We start from the raw sequence: 19,636 nt of genomic DNA, 5'->3' as shown, positions 1-19,636 counted from the left end.
AATTGTTTGAATAAGCCGGGCGGGTGTTGAACTCGTCCGGTTTTTTTATGCTCCAAGACATGGATAAAGGTGCGTTAAGCACTAGGCAGCGGTTAAAGGAAAATAAGCATGAATAAGTCAATGTTGGTCGGTGCGGTGTTGGGTGCTGTGGGTGTGACGGCGGGTGGCGCTGTAGCGACCTACAGCCTTGTGACTGCGCCAAAGTATGCCGAAGTGCTTGCGGTGAAGCCTGTCAATGAAACCATCGAGACCCCGCGCGAAGTCTGCAAGGACGTGACCGTGACGCGGCAAAAGGCGGTGCAGGATCAGCACAAAATTGTCGGTACCGCGATTGGTGCCGTAGTCGGCGGCCTGCTCGGCAATCAAGTGGGCGGCGGCAACGGCAAAAAACTGGCGACAGTCGCTGGCGCCGCCGGCGGTGGTTATGCCGGCAACAAGGTGCAGGAAAATATGCAAAACAACGACACCTACACCACTACCGAAACCCGTTGCAGTACCATGACCGACACCCGTGAAAAATTGGTCGGCTATGACGTTAAGTACGAGTTGGATGGCAAGGTAAGCGAAGTGCGTATGGCTAACGATCCGGGTCGGCAGATTCCGGTCAAGGATGGCCAGTTAGTGTTGGGTGAGCAGTCGGTTAACTGATCACTAAGACCATTTAGTTGCCCACAAAAAAAGCGCCCGGCGGGGCGCTTTTTTGTAGCTGCAACTAATCAGCGCTTCAGCGCCACCGACAGGTGCGGCTGGATGGCTGTCAGTACGGCTTTAAAGCACTTGGTGTTGCCGGCCACGATCTGACCTTTTTCGAGAAATTCATGGCTGCCGCTGAAATCGCTGACCAACCCGCCTGCTTCCTGAATCAACAGTGCGCCGGCGGCCATGTCCCACTCGGATAGGCCAAACTCCCAGAACGCATCAAATCGACCTGCGGCCACGTAGGCCAGGTCCAGGCTTGCTGCGCCTGCGCGGCGAATGCCTGCGGTCTGGCCAACCAGGCTGCGGAACATGCCGATATAGCTTTCTAGGTTGTCCATTTGGCTGTCGCGGAACGGGAAGCCGGTGCCCAGCAGGGCGCCTTCGAGGCTCTTGCGATTGCCTACGCGCAGGCGACGACCGTTGAGTGCAGCGCCACGGCCACGGCTGGCGGTGAATTCTTCTTGGCGCACGGGGTCGATAACCACCGCGTGTTCAAGGCGACCGCGGTATTTGCAGGCGACGCTGACCGCGTAATGCGGAATGCCGCGGATAAAATTAGTGGTGCCATCCAGTGGGTCAATGATCCACAGGTAATCGGCGCCTTCGCCAGTTCCGGCGCTAAGGCCACTTTCTTCGCCAAGGATGCCGTGGTTTGGAAAGGCTTTGCGCAGCGCCTGAATGATCAGATGCTCTGCGGAGCGATCAATTTCAGTCACATAATCTTTGGCTTCTTTCTCGTCGACCGAGATGACGTCCAAGCGTTCGGTCGAGCGGAAAATCATTTCGCCGGCGCTACGGGCTGCGCGCAGCGCGATATTCAGCATGGGCTGCATGGATGTTCACCTGGGTCATTAAAGAAAGCCGGCCATTCTAGCAGAAAACCTTGGAGGTTGAAGTGCAACCTGCGCCTTGCGTGGCGTAAGCGGGGCGGCTTCTGTAAGATTTGCCCCTCAAAGCCTTGTTTGTGAGCATTTGCGTTGCTAGAAAATATTCGTGTTGTTTTGGTCAATACCAGCCATCCGGGCAATATCGGCGGTGCGGCGCGGGCCATGAAGAACATGGGCTTGTCGCAGTTGGTGCTGGTTGACCCGCTGGACTTCCCCAGCGCTGAGGCGGTGGCCAGGGCTTCAGGGGCTGCCGATATTCTTGATGCCGCCCAGGTGGTCGGCACGCTGGAAGAGGCGTTGGTCGGTTGCAATTTGGTCATGGGTACCAGCGCCCGTGACAGGCGTATCCCATGGCCGATGTTGGATCCGCGTGAGTGCGGTGTGACGGCATGCGAGCAGGCGCAGCAGGGTGGCCAAGTGGCGTTAGTATTCGGTCGCGAATATGCCGGGCTGACCAATGAAGAGCTTCAGCGCTGTCATTATCACGTGCACATCGCTTCTGATCCTGATTTCAGTTCGCTTAATCTTGCAGCGGCGGTGCAAGTGCTGACCTATGAGGTTCGGATGGCCTGGTTGGCAGCTGCAAATCAGCCAACCAAGATGTTTAAGCAAGAAGCTGCGACCGTCGAGAGTTCGCAGCCGGTAACCTCGGATGAGTTGGAGTCATTTTATCGTCACCTTGAACAGGCGCTGATTGAAATCAGGTTTCTTGACCCAGCCAAGCCACGGCACTTGATGAGTCGCCTGCGCCGCCTCTATGGCCGCAGTGAAGTGAGTAAGCTGGAAATGAATATATTGCGCGGCATCTTGACGGAAACCATCAAGGCGGCACGTGGTGAGCACCCAAGTCAGGAGAAAGTCGATGTTTGAGCGCATGCGAGAGGATATTCAGAGTGTATTTCACCGCGATCCAGCGGCGCGTAATGCCTTTGAGGTGGTCACTTGCTATCCCGGCCTGCATGCCGTGTGGTTGCATCGCATTGCTCATGCGCTATGGCTGGCGGGCTGGAAGTGGTTGGCGCGCGTGGTGTCGAATATCGGGCGCTGGATGACCGGTGTTGAAATTCACCCAGGGGCAAAAATCGGCAGGCGCTTCTTTATTGATCACGGCATGGGCATCGTGATTGGCGAAACTGCAGAGATCGGCAATGACGTGACCCTCTACCAAGGCGTGACCTTGGGTGGCACCAGCTGGAACAAAGGTAAGCGCCATCCAACCCTGGGGGATGGTGTGGTGGTTGGTGCTGGGGCCAAGGTGCTGGGACCCTTTACGGTCGGGGCCGGTGCGAAAATTGGCTCTAACGCGGTCGTGACCAAAGAGGTGCCCGCGGGCGCGACTGCGGTCGGCATTCCGGGCCGAGTCATCGTTAAAACTGACGACGAGCAAGAGGCTAAGCGCCAGGCGATTGCAGAAAAACTCGGGTTTGATGCCTACGGCTTAAGCCAAGATATGCCCGACCCAATTGCGCGCGCCATTGGCCAGCTGCTCGATCACTTGCAGGCGGTGGATGGGCGATTGGAGGGCATGTGCGGCGCGTTGAAGTCGCTGGGTAGCGATTATTGCGCCAAGGATTTACCGCAACTGCGTGGCGAGGATTTCGCGGATGTGGTTAAAGACGCCGAAAAGCCTGCAATTTGAAGGTGCGGGGTGGGTGCTGCGGTTTGCTACAATGCTCATCCTTGCTGCAGCTAAGTCCTACTAAATTACTTGGTCTTATAGTTGACTTAATTACTCGGGAATTGCATAATCTTCTGCATATTGCGACCACGCGGTAATCCATTATGCGACTAACCACCAAAGGCCGTTACGCTGTCACCGCCATGCTTGATTTGGCGCTGCACGCTCAGCGTGGGCCGGTGTCCTTGGCCGATATCTCTGAGCGCCAAGGTATCTCCCTTTCCTATTTGGAACAGTTATTTGCCAAGTTGCGTCGTGGCAATCTGGTTTCCAGTGTGCGCGGCCCCGGCGGTGGCTATCAGCTGTCGCGAGAGATGCAGGGCATTCAAGTGGCCGAGGTGATTGACGCGGTCAATGAATCCGTTGATGCCACACGCTGCCAAGGGCAGGGCGATTGCCACGCCGGCGACACCTGCCTGACCCACCATTTGTGGTGTGACCTCAGCCAACAAATACATGTATTTCTCAGTGGCATCAGTCTCGCTGACTTGGTGACACGTCGTGAAGTGCAGGAAGTTGCTCAGCGCCAGGATCAGCGCCGTTGTAATGGTAAAACGTCACACTTAGATAAGATTCAAGCCTCCGCTATTGATTAAGCGCAAAGCGTTGGCCAGCTGGCCTGATACCCGTTTAGGAGAGAACTGATGAAATTGCCCATTTACCTCGATTATTCCTCCACCACGCCGGTCGACCCGCGTGTTGCGCAAAAAATGAGCGATTGCTTGCTTGCTGACGGCAACTTCGGTAACCCAGCTTCTCGCTCCCACGTCTTTGGCTGGAAGGCCGAAGAGGCGGTTGAAAATGCGCGTCGTCAAGTGGCTGAGCTGGTTAACGCTGATCCGCGCGAGATCGTTTGGACCTCCGGTGCCACCGAGTCGAATAACCTCGCTATCAAAGGCATCGCTGACTTTTACAAGAGCAAAGGTAAGCACCTCATTACCTCGAAGATCGAGCACAAAGCAGTCCTCGACACCATGCGCCAGCTTGAGCGCGAAGGTTTTGAAGTGACCTACCTTGAGCCGGGCGAAGACGGTTTGATTACACCGGCTATGATCGAAGCCGCACTGCGTGAAGACACTATCTTGGTGTCGGTCATGCACGTGAACAACGAGATTGGCACCATCAATGACATCGCTGCCATCGGTGAGCTGACCCGCTCGCGTGGAGTGTTCTTACACGTTGATGCGGCGCAATCCACCGGCAAAGTGGCGATTGATCTGCAGGCAATGAAGGTCGATCTAATGTCCTTCTGCGCCCACAAGACCTACGGCCCTAAAGGTGTCGGCGCGCTGTACGTAAGCCGCAAGCCACGTGTACGTCTGGAAGCTCAAACCCACGGCGGCGGTCACGAGCGCGGTATGCGCTCCGGCACGCTGGCCACCCACCAGTGCGTCGGTATGGGTGAGGCTTTCCACATCGCTAAAGAAGAAATGGCCCAAGAAACCCTGCGAGTTCAGGCTCTACGTGATCGTTTCTTCAAGCAAGTTGATGGGCTTGAGGAGCTGTATATAAACGGCAGTATGACGGCGCGTGTGCCGCACAATCTCAACCTCAGTTTCAACTATGTTGAGGGTGAGTCACTGATTATGGCGCTCAAGGATCTGGCCGTTTCGTCCGGTTCAGCCTGCACGTCGGCCTCCCTAGAGCCTTCCTATGTATTGCGCGCCCTAGGTCGTAATGACGAATTGGCACACAGTTCTATTCGCTTCACTTTCGGCCGCTTCACGACGGATGAAGAAGTCGATTACGCCGCGCAGAAAGTCTGCGAGGCGGTCACTAAGCTGCGCGAGTTGTCGCCGCTGTGGGATATGTACAAAGACGGCGTCGACATCTCCAAGATCGAGTGGGCGGCGCACTAAGTAGTCGCCGAGTAAGAGCGTCTCTCTGATGAGGAAGGAATACCAACATGGCATACAGTGAAAAAGTCATAGATCACTACGAAAACCCGCGTAACGTCGGCAAGATGGACGCAGAAGACCCTGATGTCGGCACGGGCATGGTCGGTGCGCCAGCTTGCGGCGACGTGATGCGTCTGCAAATCAAGGTCAATGAGCAAGGCGTGATCGAAGACGCCAAGTTCAAGACCTACGGTTGTGGTTCGGCGATTGCTTCCAGCTCCCTCGCAACTGAGTGGATGAAGGGCAAAACCCTCGACGAAGCAGAAACCATTAAGAACACCCAGCTGGCTGAGGAACTCGCTCTGCCACCGGTTAAAATCCACTGCTCAGTGCTTGCGGAAGATGCCATTAAGGCAGCCGTGCGTGACTACCGGCAGAAGAAAGGCTTGCTCTAAGGAGGTTTGTCGATGGCTATCAGCATGACCGAAGCAGCGGCTCAGCACGTGCGCCGCTCCCTTGATGGGCGTGGTAAAGGTGAGGGCATCCGTTTGGCTGTCCGCACCACTGGCTGTTCGGGTCTGGCTTATGTGCTTGAGTTCGTCGACGACACCGCCGGCGAGGATCAGGTGTTCGAGAGTTTTGGTGTCAAGGTGATTATTGATGCCAAAAGCTTGGTCTACCTCGATGGCACTGAGCTGGACTTCGTAAAAGAGGGCTTGAACGAAGGTTTCAAGTTCAATAACCCCAACGTGCGCGGCGAATGTGGCTGCGGCGAAAGCTTCAACATCTGAGGCGCGTGTGGGCAGTCCTTGTCATTTTGCTTTGTTTGATCTGCAGCCAGGGTTTCGTTTGGATCTGGATTTGCTGGCAGGCCGCTATCGCGACCTGGCGCGGCACGTCCACCCGGACCGATTCGCCGATGCTTCAGAGCGTGAGCAACGGCTTGCGCTCGAACAGTCTGCGAACCTCAATGAAGCCTATCGCACGCTAAAAAATACACCCCAGCGCGCGCGTTATTTGTTGGCGATGAGCGGGCCCGAGCTGCCGCTCGAAGTTACCGTGCAGGACCCTGGTTTTTTGCTGCAGCAGATGCAGTGGCGTGAAGAGCTTGAGGACCTGCAAGACAGCGCCGACGTTGACGGGGTGACCCCGTTCAAGCGGCGTTTGAAAGTGGCTCAGGATGAGCTCAATGAAAGTTTTGCTGTTTGTTGGGATGATGCATCGCAGCGCGAACAGGCCGAGCGCCTGATGCGCCGTATGCAGTTTCTCGACAAGCTTTCCCACGAGGTCCGCCAGCTGGAAGAGCGCCTCGACGATTAACGCCGGTGTGCCTGTTGCACTGCACCTGATATTAAGCATTGATTAATCATGGCCTTATTGCAGATCGCTGAGCCCGGACAAAGCCCCCAGCCACACCAGCGTCGGCTGGCGGTAGGGATTGATCTGGGTACTACAAACTCGCTAGTCGCCGCCGTGCGCAGCGGTATTTCCGAGCCGCTGGCTGATGCGGCTGGGCAGGTCATTCTGCCGTCCGCTGTGCGCTATCACGCGGATCGCATCGAAGTAGGTGAAGCGGCTAAGGCTGCGGCATCAGCTGATCCACTGAATACGGTGTTATCGGTCAAGCGCCTGATGGGTCGAGGTTTAGCTGACGTTAAGCAACTGGGCGAGCAACTGCCTTATCATTTTGTCGGCGGCGAATCGCACATGCCGTTTATTGACACGGTGCAAGGGCCGAAAAGCCCGGTCGAAGTGTCTGCCGATATTCTCAAAGTGCTGCGTCTGCGTGCTGAGGCGACTCTGGGTGGTGAATTGGTGGGCGCTGTTATCACGGTGCCGGCCTATTTTGACGACTCACAGCGTCAAGCTACCAAAGATGCTGCGCGCCTGGCTGGCTTGAACGTGCTGCGTCTGCTGAATGAGCCAACAGCGGCAGCGGTTGCCTATGGCCTCGATCAGCATACCGAGGGCGTCGTCGCTATTTATGATTTAGGCGGCGGCACCTTCGATATTTCCGTTTTGCGCCTGACTGGTGGCGTTTTTGAAGTGCTTGCCACCGGCGGCGACAGTGCCTTGGGCGGTGATGATTTTGATCACGCCATTGCCGGCTGGATGGTGCAGCAAGCGGGTGTGTCGGCGGATCTTGATCCGGGTGAGCAGCGCGTCTTGTTAGAGGCTGCTTGTGCGGCTAAAGAAGCGCTGACTTACGCTGATACGGCATCGCTCAGCTATGCCGGCTGGCAAGGTCAGTTGAGTCGCGAACATTTTGATGCGTTGATTGAGCGCATGGTGGCGCGCAGCCTTAAGGCTTGCCGCCGCGCGGTGCGTGATGCCGGCATTGAGATCGAAGATGTTGAGGCCGTGGTCATGGTCGGCGGTTCCACCCGCGTGCCGCATGTGCGCAATGCTGTGGCTGAGTTATTTGCCCGCGAGCCGCTGGCTGATATCGATCCCGATCAAGTTGTAGCCATCGGCGCTGCGATCCAGGCCGACACCCTAGCTGGGAATAAGCGCGGCGACGGCGAAGAATTGCTGCTGCTCGACGTCATTCCGCTGTCGCTGGGTCTGGAGACCATGGGCGGGCTTATGGAGAAGGTGATCCCGCGTAATACGACTATTCCAGTGGCGCGCGCTCAGGACTTCACCACCTATAAAGATGGCCAAACCGCCATGATGATCCACGTGCTGCAGGGCGAGCGAGAGCTGATTAGCGATTGCCGATCCTTGGCACGTTTTGAGTTGCGCGGCATTCCGCCCATGGTTGCCGGCTCGGCGAAAATTCGCGTGACCTTTCAGGTGGATGCTGATGGCCTGCTCAGCGTTGCGGCGCTGGAGCTGGGCTCGGGTGTCGAGGCGAGTATCCAAGTTAAGCCGTCTTACGGGCTGACCGATGGCGAAATCGCCCGCATGCTTCAGGACTCTTTCAAAAACGCCGGTGATGATATGGCGGCCCGCGTTCTGCGCGAGCACCAAGTCGATGCCCAGCGTTTGTTGGAGGCTGTGGAGGCCGCATTGCTCGCCGATGGTGAGCGCTTGCTGGATGCCGACGAGCGTGTGGCTATCGATGCGCAAATGCAGCAACTGCGTGAAGCCATGACCACCAGCGATGGCTTGGTCATCGAGCAACAAACTAAACGGTTAACCCAAGTGACTGACGCCTTCGCTGCGCGTCGCTTGGACACCACGGTCAAAGCTGCACTGGCTGGCCGTAGTCTTGATGAGATTGAGGAGTAAGCATGCCGCAGATTATTTTTCTGCCCCACGCTGTGCTGTGCCCAGAAGGCTTAGTTATTGACGTTGCGCCTGGAACCTCGGTGCTTGAGGCCGCACATGAACATCACATCGAGATTGAAAGTGCCTGCGGCGGCGTCTGCGCATGCACCACCTGCCATTGCATTATTCGTGAGGGTCTTGAGTCACTGGCCGAGGCTGACGAGCTGGAAGAAGATATGCTCGACAAGGCTTGGGGGCTGGAGACCCAGTCACGCTTGTCATGCCAGGCCATCGTGGGCACTGCAGACCTGACTGTTGAAATTCCTAAATACTCACTCAACCATGCTGCCGAAGCGCCGCACTGATTTAAGGAGCCGTTATGACGCTTAAATGGGTTGATGTGCTGGAAATCGCCATTCAGTTGGCTGAGTCCAAACCCGATGTTGATCCGCGTTTCGTTAATTTCGTTGATCTACATAAGTGGATTCTGGCGTTGCCGGAATTCAGTGATGATCCGACGCGCGGCGGTGAAAAGGTCTTGGAGGCTGTACAGGGCGCCTGGATCGAAGAGGCTGACTGAGTCAGGCCGGTACGCTGTTAGGTAATCCTTATAAACCCGCGTATAATTCGCGGGTTTAATTTTTCGCTTTAACCACTGTTTCTGGAGTTTCACATGGCTGTTCAACGCACTTTCTCCATCATCAAGCCCGACGCTGTTGCTAAAAACGTTATCGGCGAAATCACCAGCCGTTTCGAAAAAGCCGGCCTGCGCGTCGTTGCTTCGAAAATGCTGCAGCTGTCCGAGCGCGAGGCTGCTGGCTTCTACGCCGAACACAGCGAGCGTGGCTTCTTCAAGGACCTGGTTGCATTCATGACCTCCGGTCCGGTTATCGTTCAGGTTCTGGAAGGCGAAAACGCTGTTCTGGCCAACCGTGATCTGATGGGCGCTACCAATCCAAAAGATGCTGCTGCAGGCACCATTCGCGCTGATTTCGCTGTTTCTATCGATGAAAACGCTGTGCACGGTTCTGACTCTGAAGCGTCGGCTGCGCGTGAAATCGCCTACTTCTTCGCTTCCACCGAAGTTTGCGCGCGTATTCGCTAAGCGAATCGAGTGAGGGTGAAGCCATGATCGCAACGACCGGTAAAACTAATCTCTTGGGTCTGACCCAGGCAGAAATGGAGCAATTCTTCGAGCATATCGGGGAAAAACGCTTCCGCGCCGGTCAGTTGATGAAGTGGATTCACCACTTTGGCGTCGATGATTTCGATGCCATGAGTAACGTCAGCAAGGCCTTGCGCGAAAAGCTCAAGGCCTGTGCTGAAATCCGTGGCCCAGAAGTGGTCAGCGAAGATATTTCCACTGATGGCACGCGTAAGTGGGTCGTGCGCGTGGCGTCAGGTAGCTGTGTCGAAACTGTTTATATCCCCCAGGGTACGCGTGGCACTTTGTGTGTGTCATCGCAGGCCGGCTGTGCGTTGGATTGCAGTTTCTGCTCGACCGGTAAGCAAGGGTTCAATAGCGACCTAACTGCGGCCGAAGTGATCGGGCAGGTATGGATCGCCAATAAGTCGTTTGGCAGTATTCCGGCCAAGGTCGACCGCGCCATCACCAACGTGGTGATGATGGGCATGGGCGAGCCGTTGCTGAATTTTGATAACGTCGTCGCCGCCATGAAAATCATGATGGACGACCTCGGTTATGGCATTTCCAAGCGCAAGGTCACGTTGTCGACCTCAGGTGTGGTGCCGATGATCGATAAGTTGGGCGAGGTGATCGACGTCTCACTCGCCCTGTCGCTGCATGCACCCAATGATGAGTTGCGTAGTCAGTTGGTGCCGATCAACAAAAAGTACCCGCTGGAAATGTTACTGGCGGCGTGTAAGCGTTATGTCTCACGCCTCGGTGAAAAACGTGTGCTGACCATCGAATACACCCTGCTCAAGGATGTGAACGATAAGATTGAGCACGCTGAGGAAATGATCGCACTTCTGCAAGATGTGCCTTGCAAGATCAACCTGATTCCGTTTAATCCCTTCCCCCACTCGGGGTACGAGCGGCCCAGTAACAATGCTATTCGCCGTTTTCAGGACCTGCTACATAAAGCCGGGCACAATGTCACGGTACGAACCACGCGTGGCGAGGACATTGATGCAGCTTGTGGCCAGTTGGTTGGCCAAGTCATGGACCGTACTCGCCGCAGTGAACGCTACATCGCTGTGCGTGAATTGAGCATCGAAGCCGAAACGCCGAGTGCCACCGCCAATCGAACCTGAGGGGAGGATACCCATGAGCCTGCGTCCCGCGTTATTGCTGTTGGTCGCTAGTCTGCTAGCGGGTTGTGTCACGACCGGTACTGTTGACCCGATGAAAACCGGCAAAGGCCGCGATGAAGCACGCGACGCCTACGTGCAGCTGGGTATCGGCTACCTGCAACAAGGGCAGACCGAACGCGCTAAAGTGCCATTGAAGAAGGCTTTAGACCTCGACTCGTCGGATGCTGATGCGCATGCTGCGCTGGCCTTGGTGTTCCAGATAGAAATGGAACCTAAGTTGGCGGATGAGCACTTTCGCAAGGCTATTTCACAGCGCCGTGGCGATGCTCGTCTGCTGAATAACTACGGCAGCTTTCTATACGAGCAGAAGCGCTACAAAGAAGCGCTAGAGCGCTACACCGAAGCGGCTCAGGACAGTCTTTACCCTGAGCGCTCTCGGGTTTTTGAAAATCTCGGCTTGACCTCTCAGCAGTTGCAGCAACGTGAGCAGGCCAAGGCCTACTTTGAGCGTTCTCTGCGTCTTAATAGTCGCCAGCCGCGCGCCCTGATGGAAATGGCGCAGTTGTCCTATGAGGACAAGCAGTTTGTGCCCGCCCGCGGCTATTACGAGAGTTACTTGACACTGGCCCCGCAGACGGCACGCAGCTTGTTGTTGGGCGTGCGTTTGGCGAAGATTTTCGAGGAGCGTGACAATGCCGCAAGCCTCGGATTGCAGTTGAAGCGACTTTATCCGGCCACGCCGGAATATCAGCAATACCTGTCGGAGCAATGATGAAAGCGGTGCATCCTGAAGTGCCAGCAATTCCCCGCATCAATCCGGGTGAGACCTTGCGCAAGGCTCGCGAGAGTCGCGGCTGGACCATCGCCGAAATCGCTGTGCAGCTGAATTTGACTGCGCAACGCTTGAGTCAGGTTGAGCAAGGTGCGTTTGACAAGTTGCCGGGGCATACCTTTGCCCGCGGGTATGTGCGTGCCTATGCCAAGTTGCTCGACCTCGATCAAGACCGTTTGGTTTTGGAGTTCGATCAGTTCACCGGCAGCGATGCCGCTGGAAGCAGCGTGCAAAGTTTGGGACGTATTGAGGGGCCGGTCAGCTACTCACAGCGTATTTTGCGTATGGTCAGTTTTCTTTTATTACTCGCGCTCGCAGGCTTTAGCTTCTTCTGGTGGCAAGAAAAAGCCGAACGTCGCGCTGAAGACTTGGCTGCCACCAGCCTTGAGCACGTCGAGGTAGATGGCGCCGACGGCACCACGCAAATTCATCCGTTGGATGAGCCCGAAGACCAAGCCGTGAATGCTGCCCAGCTGGGCCAGGACAGCACTCTACTGCCAGAGCCTGAAGAGGGCGCGGCGGCATTGCTAAGCGCCACTTCTGGTGAAAATTCAGCGGGCGATGTACCGATTCAACCGCCACAAATGGCCCCCGCCAGCGCAACGAGTGAGCCTATTGCTGCAGACGCTTTACCGGCACCTGCAACAGGTGCAGCCGCACCAGTTCAAACCGGCGCAGGCGAGTCGGTGGTGAGCTTAAATTTTATTGCGGATTGCTGGACGCAGTTGACCGATGCTGATGGCAAAGTGCTGTTCAGCGCCCTCAAGCGTAAAGGCGACAGCCTGGAACTCGTCGGTAAAGCGCCGTTGGAACTGCGCTTGGGGTATGCCCGTGGTGTACAGGTGAGCTTGAACGGTCAATCGGTCGATGTTGCACCCTTTATCTCCGGTGAAACCGCACGGCTGAAGTTAGGGGGCCAGTAATATGCAGTATCCGTCACCTATCAAGCGTCGTATTTCGCGCAAAATCTGGGTCGGCGCTGTGCCGGTGGGTGGCGATGCCCCCATTGCCGTGCAGAGCATGACCAACAGTGATACCAACGATGTTGCCGCCACCGTCGCGCAGATTCGGCGTCTTGAAGATGCTGGCGCTGACATTGTGCGTATTTCGGTACCGGACATGGATGCGGCTGAAGCCTTTGGTCGAATTAAGCAGCAGGTGCGAGTGCCACTGGTTGCAGACATCCACTTCGATTACAAGATCGCCTTGCGTGTGGCTGAGCTCGGTGTCGATTGCCTGCGCATCAATCCCGGCAATATCGGCCGCGAGGATCGAGTGCGTGCCGTTGTTGAAGCCGCCCGTGACAAAGGCATCCCGATCCGCATCGGGGTAAATGCCGGGTCGCTGGAAAAAGACCTGCAGAAAAAATACGGCGAGCCAACACCCGAGGCGTTGGTTGAGTCCGCGTTGCGTCACGTTGAACATTTAGATCGTCTGAATTTTCCTGACTTCAAGGTCAGCGTAAAGGCCTCCGATGTGTTTATGGCCGTTGCCGCTTATCGGTTGCTGGCCAAACAAATTGAGCAGCCCCTGCACTTGGGTATTACCGAGGCAGGCGGTTTGCGCTCCGGCACCGTAAAATCAGCAGTTGGCTTGGGCATGTTGTTGGCTGAGGGTATCGGCGACACGATCCGGATTTCTCTCGCGGCGGATCCCGTAGAAGAGATTAAGGTCGGTTACGACATCCTCAAGTCCCTGCGTTTGCGTTCGCGGGGCATCAACTTCATCGCCTGCCCGAGCTGTTCGCGGCAGAACTTCGATGTGGTCAAGACCATGAATGAGCTGGAACAGCGCGTTGAAGACCTGCTGGTGCCGTTGGATGTGGCCGTGATCGGCTGTGTAGTTAACGGCCCTGGTGAAGCTAAAGAGGCGCATATCGGCCTGACCGGTGGCTCGCCTAACCTGATTTATATCGATGGTAAGCCGGCGCTCAAGCTGGGCAATGACAACCTGGTTGATGAGCTGGAAAAGCTGATCCGCCAGAAAGCGGCCGATAAGGTCGCCGCTGATGCCGCTCTGATTCTGCGCAGCTAACACCGTTAAGGAATTGAATTGAGTAAGTCCCTGCAAGCCATCCGTGGCATGAACGATATCCTGCCCGAGCAGACTCCGCTTTGGCGCTATTTTGAAGGCACAGTAGCCAATCTGCTTGACGGCTATGGCTATCGACAGATGCGCATGCCGATCGTCGAATTCACCGAGCTGTTCAAGCGCTCCATCGGCGAAGTGACCGATATCGTCGAGAAAGAGATGTACACCTTTGACGACCGTAACGGCGATTCCCTGACTCTACGCCCGGAAGGCACTGCTGCGTGCGTGCGCGCTGTGCTTGAGCATGGCCTAGCAGGTGGTGGGCAGACCCAGAAACTCTGGTACATCGGGCCGATGTTCCGTCACGAGCGTCCGCAGAAAGGCCGTTATCGTCAGTTTCATCAGATCGGTGTGGAAGTCTTTAACGTCGACGGTCCAGACATCGACGCTGAGCTGATCGTGCTGACGTGGCGTCTTTGGGGAATGTTAGGCATTCGTGATGCAGTGAAACTTGAGCTCAACAGCCTCGGTACCAGCGCTGCACGCGGCGTATACCGCGAGGCGCTGGTCGAGTTTTTGATGGCCCATGCCGACTTACTGGATGAAGACAGCCGTCGCCGCATGGCCAGCAACCCGCTGCGCGTGCTCGATAGCAAGGCCCCAGAAACCCAAGCCGTTTTAGTCAACGCGCCGAAGCTGGCTGATTACTTAGATGAAGAGTCGCGCGTGCATTTCGATGGGCTAAAAGCCCGCTTAGATGCGGCGGGTGTGCCTTATGTGATCAACCCCAAGTTGGTGCGAGGCTTGGATTACTACAGCAAAACGGTGTTCGAGTGGGTCACCGATCAGCTCGGCTCCCAAGGCACTGTCTGCGCGGGTGGGCGCTATGATGGTTTGGTTGAGCAGATGGGCGGCAAGCCAACGCCGGGTGTAGGCTTTGCCATGGGCATCGAACGGTTGGTGCTGTTACTCGAAACTCTAGGTAAAGTACCGGCTGAAATCGCCCGTACCGTTGATGTTTACCTGTGCGCCTTCGGTGAGCCTGCTGAGTTAGCGGCGCTGGCTTTGAGTGAGCGTCTGCGTGATCAATTGCCGCACCTGCGACTGCAAGTCAATGCGGGGGCCGGTAGCTTCAAAAGTCAGTTCAAAAAAGCCGACAAAAGCGGTGCGCTGTATGCCCTGATTCTGGGTGAAGACGAATTGGCTCAGCAAGTGGTAGGTTGCAAGCCGCTGCGCGGTCAGGGCGAGCAACAAAGTATTGCTTGGTCGGCATTGGCCGATCATCTGGCGACCTGCGCCAATCAGGCTTGAGAGCCTGTTAAGTGATTTAGCGAATAGGAGTGTTGGGGTGGTTTCGCGTACTGATGATGAAGAACTGGCGGTAATCAAAGACTGGTGGCAGCAAAACGGTAAGCCATTGCTGATTGGTGTTGTACTGGCGTTGGTGGCAGTTTTCGGCTGGCAGGGCTGGCAGAAGTACCAAGCTGATCAAGCTCATGGTGCGTCCTTGGTTTATCAGCAGTTGTTAGAAGCAGCCCTCGACCCGAGTGGCAAGCCCGACGCTGGTAAAGTTGCCGAATTGGCCAACACCCTGAAGAACGACTACGCAGGCACTCATTACGCTCAGTACGGCAGCTTGTTCGTGGCCAAGGTGGCTGTCGAAGCAGGCAAGCTGGCTGATGCTGCCAGTGAGCTTCAATCGATTGTTGATAAGCCGGCAGATGACAGCTTGGCTGAGCTCGCCCGTCAGCGCTTGGCGCGTGTGCTGGCCGCGCAAGACAAGGCAGAAGAAGCCCTGAAATTGCTGGATGCTAAGGTGGCGCCGGCATTCACTGCTACGCGCGAAGAGCTCAAGGGCGATGTGCTGGTGCAACTCGGTCGTGCCGATGAGGCGCATGCCGCTTATGAAAAAGCCAAGGCTGCGCTCTCTGAAGAAGCGGCTGTTGGTGGTCTGCAAATGAAGCTTGATGATTTGGCAAAAGGGGATGCGTGACGTGATGCCTTGGAAGAATGCAGCACTGCTTGCCTTGGCCTTTTTGGCTGTAGGTTGCAGCAGCAATAGCAAAAAGGAACTGCCACCCGCCGATTTGCCTAAATTCGAGCAAGAGGTCAGCCTGCAGAAAGAGTGGAGCCGCTCGATTGGCGCAGGCCAGGGCGAGTCCTTCAATATGCTGGCGCCAGCGATTGATGGTGAGCAAATTTATGCGGCCGACGTCGAAGGCTTGGTCGTGGCTATGGACCGTATGAGCGGCAAAGTTATCTGGAAAACTGAGCTGGAACTGCCGGTGTCGGGCGCCGTTGCTGCCGGTTACGGCTTGGTCGTGGTCGGCACACTCAAAGGCGAAATCATCGCCCTTGATACCGCCAGCGGTGAAGAAAAGTGGCGAGCTCGGGTCACCAGTGAAGTGTTGGCCGCGCCTGCGCTGAATGGTGACGTGGTGTTGGTGCAGACTCAGGATGATCGTTTGATCGCCTTTGACATGAACACCGGCGAGCAGCGTTGGATTTTTGAAAACACGCCTGCGGTACTCACACTGCGTGGTACGGGCAGCCCAGTACTGACCAATCGTCTGGCCATCGCTGGCTTATCCACTGGCAAGGTGATTGCGCTGGATGCACAGCGTGGCATTCCGGTGTGGGAGCAGCGCGTTGCCGTGCCACAAGGCCGCTCCGAGTTAGAGCGGGTTGTTGATATCGACGGTGGCTTGCTGCTTTCGGCGGGTACGCTTTATGCGGTCAGCTATCAAGGCCGTGTGGCGGCGATGGACCTGGAAAGCGGTCGTATCCTTTGGCAGCGCGAAGCATCCAGCTCCGTCGGCGTGGCACAGGGTTACGGCAGTGTTTATGTAAACCTGGCCAACGGTACTGTTGAAGGTATCGATGAGCGTTCGGCTTCGGCACTCTGGACTAACGATTCACTGGCTCGCCGGCAGTTGTCTGCGCCGGAAGTGTTCTCCAGCTACGTAGCGTTCGGTGACCTGGAAGGTTACCTGCACCTGGTCAGCCAGGTGGATGGCCGTTTTGTCGGCCGCATACGTATCGACAGCGATGGCTTGCGTGCACGCCCCTTGGTTGCCGGTGGTTGGCTGTATGCCTTTGGCAACGGTGGCAATTTGGTGGCTTTAACCATCAAGTAACCTGCTAGTCGCTTTGGTCTTGCTGCATGGCGCATCGCGTCGTGTAGCACGGCCAGTGCAATGAATTCCGGCCGCTGCCCCTGCAGCGGCTTTTGTATTTTCTGAAATAACGAAGTGGAGAGCCTAATGGTTCCCGTAATTGCCCTGGTGGGCCGCCCTAATGTCGGCAAGTCCACCCTGTTTAACCGCTTGACCAAGTCCCGTGACGCGATTGTCGGCGACCTGTCTGGTCTGACCCGTGATCGCCAATACGGCGAGGCCAAGTGGCAGGGGCGAACCTATATCGTCATCGACACCGGTGGTATCTCCGGTGACGAAGAAGGCATTGACGCAAAGATGGCCGAGCAATCGCTGCAGGCCATTGAAGAAGCCGATGCCGTATTGTTTCTGGTAGATGCCCGCGCGGGTTTGTCGGCCTCCGATCAGATGATCGGTGAGCATTTGCGTCGTCGTAACAAGCGCAGTTTTTTGGTGATCAATAAAGTCGATAACATCGACGCTGACCTAGCCCGCGCTGAATTTTCCAGCATGGGCATGGGTGAGTCGCTGCCGATTGCCGGTGCTCACGGTCGCGGCCTGACGCAGATGCTCGAAGCTGTGCTGGGTTCCTTCCCCAAGGATGCCACCGAGCCGGAAGAGGGTGAGGAAGAGGAAGTTGTTCTTGAAGGTCAGGAAGCTAAGCGCATCCCCGGACCAAGCGAGAAAGACGGCATCAAGCTGGCAATTATCGGCCGGCCGAACGTGGGCAAGTCGACCTTGGTCAACCGCATGCTCGGTGAAGACAGGGTCATCGTTTATGACCAGCCTGGTACGACCCGCGACAGTATCTATATCCCGTTCGAGCGTGATGACGAGAAGTACACCTTGATCGACACCGCCGGCGTACGTCGTCGCGGCAAGATCTTTGAGGCGGTGGAAAAGTTCTCGGTGGTGAAAACCCTGCAAGCGATTCAGGATTCCAACGTTGTGGTGTTCGTCATGGATGCCCGCGAAGGTGTGGTCGACCATGACCTCAACCTGCTTGGCTTCGTCCTAGAAAGCGGTCGTGCACTGGTGATCGCTCTGAACAAGTGGGACGGCATGGAGCCCAGCGAGCGCGACTATGTGAAGGTCGAACTGCAACGCAGGCTGTTCTTCGTCGACTTCGCCGATATCCACTTTATCTCGGCGCTGCATGGTACCGGTGTTGGCAACCTGTACAAGTCGGTGCAGGCCTCGTTCAAGTCGGCGATCACCCGCTGGCCGACCAACCGTCTGACCACGATTCTTGAAGACGCCGTCAGCGATCACGCGCCCCCCATGGTCAACAATCGCCGCATCAAATTGCGCTATGCCCACTTGGGTGGTGCCAACCCGCCGCTGATCGTGATTCACGGTAACCAAGTTGATGCGGTGCCCAAGTCCTATATCCGCTATTTGGAAAACACCTATCGCCGCGTACTCAAGCTGGTCGGTACGCCGATCCGTATTGAGTTCAAAGGCGGCGAGAATCCTTATGAGGGCAATAAAAACTCCCTCACAGACCGTCAGGTGAACAAGAAGCGGCGGATGATGAGCCATCACAAGAAGGCTGAGAAGAAGCGTAAAGACAAGCGTTAAGCTTGACGTTAATCGCTCTAGAAAGGCACCTGCGGGTGCCTTTTGCCGTTATCTGGGTTGAGCTATCCTGCGTTTTGCAGGGCTATAGGGCGGGTTAAATCCGCTTGTCTAAGGTCTTTGGCGGGTACTACCTGCCCAACGGATTAACGCGATGATGTTGAGCAAACTGCCGAGCGTTGGCACCACTATCTTCACCCGCATGTCGCAGCTCGCCATGGAAACCGGTGCGCTTAATCTGTCTCAGGGTTTTCCTGACTTTGATGGGCCGTTGGCGCTGCGCGAGGCTGTTAGCCGTCACATTGCTGCCGGTGCCAACCAATATGCGCCGATGGCTGGTCTGCCGGCGCTGCGCGAGCAAGTAGCGGCAAAGGTTGCGCGCAGTTATGGCCGTGTTGTCAGTGCCGACAGTGAAGTCACCATCACGCCGGGGGCGACCCAGGCGATTTTCTGTGCGGTGCAGGCACTGATTCATCCGGGTGATGAGGTCATCGTCTTTGACCCGTGTTACGACAGTTACGAGCCGGCGGTCGAGTTGGCCGGCGGGCGCTGCGTGCATGTGCCGCTGGCTTTTCCGGGATTCGCCATCGATTGGCAGCGCCTGTTGGATGCACTCAGCAGTAAGACTCGCTTGATCATCCTCAACAGCCCGCACAACCCCAGCGGCGCGCTGATCTGCCGGGCCGAACTGGACCGGCTCGCTGAACTGATACGCGGTCGCGATATTTACCTGATCAGCGATGAGGTCTATGAACACCTGGTGTTTGATGGCAGCCAACACGCCAGCATCCTCACTCATGAGGAGCTTTATGCGCGCGCTTTTGTGGTCAGTTCGTTCGGCAAGACCTATCACGTCACTGGCTGGAAAACGGGTTATGTGGTGGCGCCGCCGGCCCTGACTGCGGAGCTGCGCAAAGTGCATCAGTACGTCAGCTTCTGCGCTGTGACGCCGCTGCAATGGGCATTGGCGGATTATATGGCTGAGCACCCCGAGCATGTTGCAGCGTTGCCGGCGTTCTATCAGGCCAAGCGCGATCTGTTCTGCGACCTGCTGGCCGATTCGCGTTTCAGTTTTACCCGCACTGCCGGCAGCTTTTTCCAGTTAGTTGACTACTCAGCTATTCGACCTGATTTAGATGACCTGGCCATGGCCCAATGGTTGACCCGCGAGCAGGGTGTGGCGGCTATTCCGATTTCGGTGTTCTACCAGCAGCCACCGCAGGGTTTACGTTTGCTGCGTTTTTGCTTCGCCAAACGCGAAGAAACTTTGCGTCAGGCAGCGGCGAAGCTCTGCGTGATTTAAGACAGTTGGACGATCGCAAGCTGCTTTAGTTGATTTGAGCTGCGAGCGCCAGTCATCCGCGCTGGGTGGCTCAGCGCACTACTTATGTCCGGTTGGCCGGAAGCGTGCACACAGCAAAACGCCGAGCATTGCCCGGCGTTTTGTT

22 protein-coding genes are annotated in these 19,636 nt (G+C 56.4%); 21 read left to right on the top strand and 1 reads right to left on the bottom strand.

From position 1 onward, the window contains the following. The first annotated feature begins 108 nt into the window (after positions 1–108). Entirely contained in the window at positions 109–648 is a 540-nt protein-coding gene (locus WF513_RS13200) for a glycine zipper 2TM domain-containing protein (RefSeq protein WP_339079843.1), read from the top strand. A 68-nt stretch (positions 649–716) separates the two neighbouring features. On the opposite strand, the gene suhB is transcribed toward WF513_RS13200, so the two are convergent. Next, complete coding sequence (suhB, locus tag WF513_RS13195; protein ID WP_339079842.1) at positions 717–1,532, bottom strand: inositol-phosphate phosphatase; 816 nt, start codon at positions 1,530–1,532, stop codon at positions 717–719. Between the two features lie 144 nt (positions 1,533–1,676). Between suhB and trmJ the strand changes: the two genes are divergently transcribed. The 20 genes from trmJ to WF513_RS13095 all read left to right on the top strand — a co-directional run bounded on the left by trmJ (position 1,677) and on the right by WF513_RS13095 (position 19,491). Further along, positions 1,677–2,456 (top strand): tRNA (cytosine(32)/uridine(32)-2'-O)-methyltransferase TrmJ, encoded by a 780-nt coding sequence (gene trmJ / locus WF513_RS13190; RefSeq protein WP_339079841.1) that lies wholly within the window; start codon positions 1,677–1,679, stop codon positions 2,454–2,456. Further along, a complete protein-coding gene (gene cysE, locus WF513_RS13185; protein WP_339079840.1) occupies positions 2,449–3,225 on the top strand; it encodes a serine O-acetyltransferase in 777 nt (258 codons plus the stop codon). Before trmJ ends, cysE begins: the two co-directional genes overlap by 8 nt. Before the next feature lie 143 nt (positions 3,226–3,368). After that, positions 3,369–3,860 (top strand): Fe-S cluster assembly transcriptional regulator IscR, encoded by a 492-nt coding sequence (iscR, locus tag WF513_RS13180; RefSeq protein WP_339079839.1) that lies wholly within the window; start codon positions 3,369–3,371, stop codon positions 3,858–3,860. A 48-nt stretch (positions 3,861–3,908) separates the two neighbouring features. Next, complete coding sequence (locus WF513_RS13175; RefSeq protein WP_339079838.1) at positions 3,909–5,123, top strand: IscS subfamily cysteine desulfurase; 1,215 nt, start codon at positions 3,909–3,911, stop codon at positions 5,121–5,123. A gap of 47 nt (positions 5,124–5,170) precedes the next feature. Next, on the top strand, positions 5,171–5,557 hold the full coding sequence (iscU, locus tag WF513_RS13170; protein ID WP_339079837.1) for a Fe-S cluster assembly scaffold IscU: 387 nt from the start codon (positions 5,171–5,173) through the stop codon (positions 5,555–5,557). 12 nt (positions 5,558–5,569) lie between these two features. Then, entirely contained in the window at positions 5,570–5,893 is a 324-nt protein-coding gene (gene iscA / locus WF513_RS13165; RefSeq protein ID WP_339079836.1) for an iron-sulfur cluster assembly protein IscA, read from the top strand. Between the two features lie 7 nt (positions 5,894–5,900). Then, the gene (hscB, locus tag WF513_RS13160; RefSeq protein WP_339079835.1) at positions 5,901–6,422 is read left to right on the top strand and encodes a co-chaperone HscB; all 522 of its coding nucleotides are present in this window, start codon (positions 5,901–5,903) and stop codon (positions 6,420–6,422) included. Positions 6,423–6,470: 48 nt separating this feature from the next. Next, positions 6,471–8,336, top strand: a complete 1,866-nt coding sequence (hscA, locus tag WF513_RS13155; protein ID WP_339079834.1) for a Fe-S protein assembly chaperone HscA — start codon at positions 6,471–6,473, stop codon at positions 8,334–8,336. Positions 8,337–8,338: 2 nt separating this feature from the next. Then, a complete protein-coding gene (fdx, locus tag WF513_RS13150) occupies positions 8,339–8,680 on the top strand; it encodes an ISC system 2Fe-2S type ferredoxin (RefSeq protein ID WP_339079833.1) in 342 nt (113 codons plus the stop codon). Between the two features lie 14 nt (positions 8,681–8,694). Further along, positions 8,695–8,895, top strand: coding sequence for a Fe-S cluster assembly protein IscX (iscX, locus tag WF513_RS13145; protein ID WP_339079832.1), 201 nt, complete (start codon positions 8,695–8,697; stop codon positions 8,893–8,895). Between the two features lie 93 nt (positions 8,896–8,988). Continuing rightward, the gene (ndk, locus tag WF513_RS13140) at positions 8,989–9,420 is read left to right on the top strand and encodes a nucleoside-diphosphate kinase (RefSeq protein WP_339079831.1); all 432 of its coding nucleotides are present in this window, start codon (positions 8,989–8,991) and stop codon (positions 9,418–9,420) included. Between the two features lie 23 nt (positions 9,421–9,443). Next, the gene (gene rlmN, locus WF513_RS13135; protein ID WP_339079830.1) at positions 9,444–10,592 is read left to right on the top strand and encodes a 23S rRNA (adenine(2503)-C(2))-methyltransferase RlmN; all 1,149 of its coding nucleotides are present in this window, start codon (positions 9,444–9,446) and stop codon (positions 10,590–10,592) included. A 13-nt stretch (positions 10,593–10,605) separates the two neighbouring features. After that, complete coding sequence (gene pilW / locus WF513_RS13130; protein ID WP_339079829.1) at positions 10,606–11,364, top strand: type IV pilus biogenesis/stability protein PilW; 759 nt, start codon at positions 10,606–10,608, stop codon at positions 11,362–11,364. Further along, complete coding sequence (locus tag WF513_RS13125; RefSeq protein ID WP_339079828.1) at positions 11,364–12,347, top strand: RodZ family helix-turn-helix domain-containing protein; 984 nt, start codon at positions 11,364–11,366, stop codon at positions 12,345–12,347. The genes pilW and WF513_RS13125 overlap by 1 nt, the downstream gene beginning before the upstream one ends. A 1-nt stretch (position 12,348) precedes the next feature. Beyond that, positions 12,349–13,458 (top strand): flavodoxin-dependent (E)-4-hydroxy-3-methylbut-2-enyl-diphosphate synthase, encoded by a 1,110-nt coding sequence (ispG, locus tag WF513_RS13120; protein WP_339079827.1) that lies wholly within the window; start codon positions 12,349–12,351, stop codon positions 13,456–13,458. An 18-nt stretch (positions 13,459–13,476) separates the two neighbouring features. After that, complete coding sequence (gene hisS / locus WF513_RS13115) at positions 13,477–14,766, top strand: histidine--tRNA ligase (protein ID WP_339079826.1); 1,290 nt, start codon at positions 13,477–13,479, stop codon at positions 14,764–14,766. A gap of 37 nt (positions 14,767–14,803) precedes the next feature. Beyond that, the gene (locus tag WF513_RS13110; protein WP_339079825.1) at positions 14,804–15,448 is read left to right on the top strand and encodes a tetratricopeptide repeat protein; all 645 of its coding nucleotides are present in this window, start codon (positions 14,804–14,806) and stop codon (positions 15,446–15,448) included. After that, entirely contained in the window at positions 15,441–16,592 is a 1,152-nt protein-coding gene (gene bamB, locus WF513_RS13105) for an outer membrane protein assembly factor BamB (RefSeq protein WP_339083570.1), read from the top strand. The genes WF513_RS13110 and bamB overlap by 8 nt, the downstream gene beginning before the upstream one ends. A gap of 126 nt (positions 16,593–16,718) precedes the next feature. Next, the gene (der, locus tag WF513_RS13100; protein ID WP_339079824.1) at positions 16,719–18,191 is read left to right on the top strand and encodes a ribosome biogenesis GTPase Der; all 1,473 of its coding nucleotides are present in this window, start codon (positions 16,719–16,721) and stop codon (positions 18,189–18,191) included. Positions 18,192–18,342: 151 nt separating this feature from the next. Further along, positions 18,343–19,491 (top strand): pyridoxal phosphate-dependent aminotransferase, encoded by a 1,149-nt coding sequence (locus WF513_RS13095; RefSeq protein WP_339079823.1) that lies wholly within the window; start codon positions 18,343–18,345, stop codon positions 19,489–19,491. Positions 19,492–19,636: the final 145 nt, after the last annotated feature.

The organism is Pseudomonas sp. TMP9 (assembly GCF_037943105.1).
Classification (GTDB): domain Bacteria; phylum Pseudomonadota; class Gammaproteobacteria; order Pseudomonadales; family Pseudomonadaceae; genus Aquipseudomonas.
This window is presented reverse-complemented; position numbering and strand designations above follow the sequence as displayed.

Coding starts and splice junctions, on each gene's coding strand:
- WF513_RS13200 (WP_339079843.1), top strand. CDS start 109: ATGAATAAGTCAATGTTGGTCGGTGCGGTGTTGGGTGCTGTGGGTGTG.
- suhB (WP_339079842.1), bottom strand. CDS start 1,532: ATGCAGCCCATGCTGAATATCGCGCTGCGCGCAGCCCGTAGCGCCGGC.
- cysE (WP_339079840.1), top strand. CDS start 2,449: ATGTTTGAGCGCATGCGAGAGGATATTCAGAGTGTATTTCACCGCGAT.
- iscR (WP_339079839.1), top strand. CDS start 3,369: ATGCGACTAACCACCAAAGGCCGTTACGCTGTCACCGCCATGCTTGAT.
- WF513_RS13175 (WP_339079838.1), top strand. CDS start 3,909: ATGAAATTGCCCATTTACCTCGATTATTCCTCCACCACGCCGGTCGAC.
- iscU (WP_339079837.1), top strand. CDS start 5,171: ATGGCATACAGTGAAAAAGTCATAGATCACTACGAAAACCCGCGTAAC.
- iscA (WP_339079836.1), top strand. CDS start 5,570: ATGGCTATCAGCATGACCGAAGCAGCGGCTCAGCACGTGCGCCGCTCC.
- hscA (WP_339079834.1), top strand. CDS start 6,471: ATGGCCTTATTGCAGATCGCTGAGCCCGGACAAAGCCCCCAGCCACAC.
- fdx (WP_339079833.1), top strand. CDS start 8,339: ATGCCGCAGATTATTTTTCTGCCCCACGCTGTGCTGTGCCCAGAAGGC.
- iscX (WP_339079832.1), top strand. CDS start 8,695: ATGACGCTTAAATGGGTTGATGTGCTGGAAATCGCCATTCAGTTGGCT.
- ndk (WP_339079831.1), top strand. CDS start 8,989: ATGGCTGTTCAACGCACTTTCTCCATCATCAAGCCCGACGCTGTTGCT.
- rlmN (WP_339079830.1), top strand. CDS start 9,444: ATGATCGCAACGACCGGTAAAACTAATCTCTTGGGTCTGACCCAGGCA.
- pilW (WP_339079829.1), top strand. CDS start 10,606: ATGAGCCTGCGTCCCGCGTTATTGCTGTTGGTCGCTAGTCTGCTAGCG.
- WF513_RS13125 (WP_339079828.1), top strand. CDS start 11,364: ATGAAAGCGGTGCATCCTGAAGTGCCAGCAATTCCCCGCATCAATCCG.
- ispG (WP_339079827.1), top strand. CDS start 12,349: ATGCAGTATCCGTCACCTATCAAGCGTCGTATTTCGCGCAAAATCTGG.
- bamB (WP_339083570.1), top strand. CDS start 15,441: ATGCGTGACGTGATGCCTTGGAAGAATGCAGCACTGCTTGCCTTGGCC.
- der (WP_339079824.1), top strand. CDS start 16,719: ATGGTTCCCGTAATTGCCCTGGTGGGCCGCCCTAATGTCGGCAAGTCC.
- WF513_RS13095 (WP_339079823.1), top strand. CDS start 18,343: ATGATGTTGAGCAAACTGCCGAGCGTTGGCACCACTATCTTCACCCGC.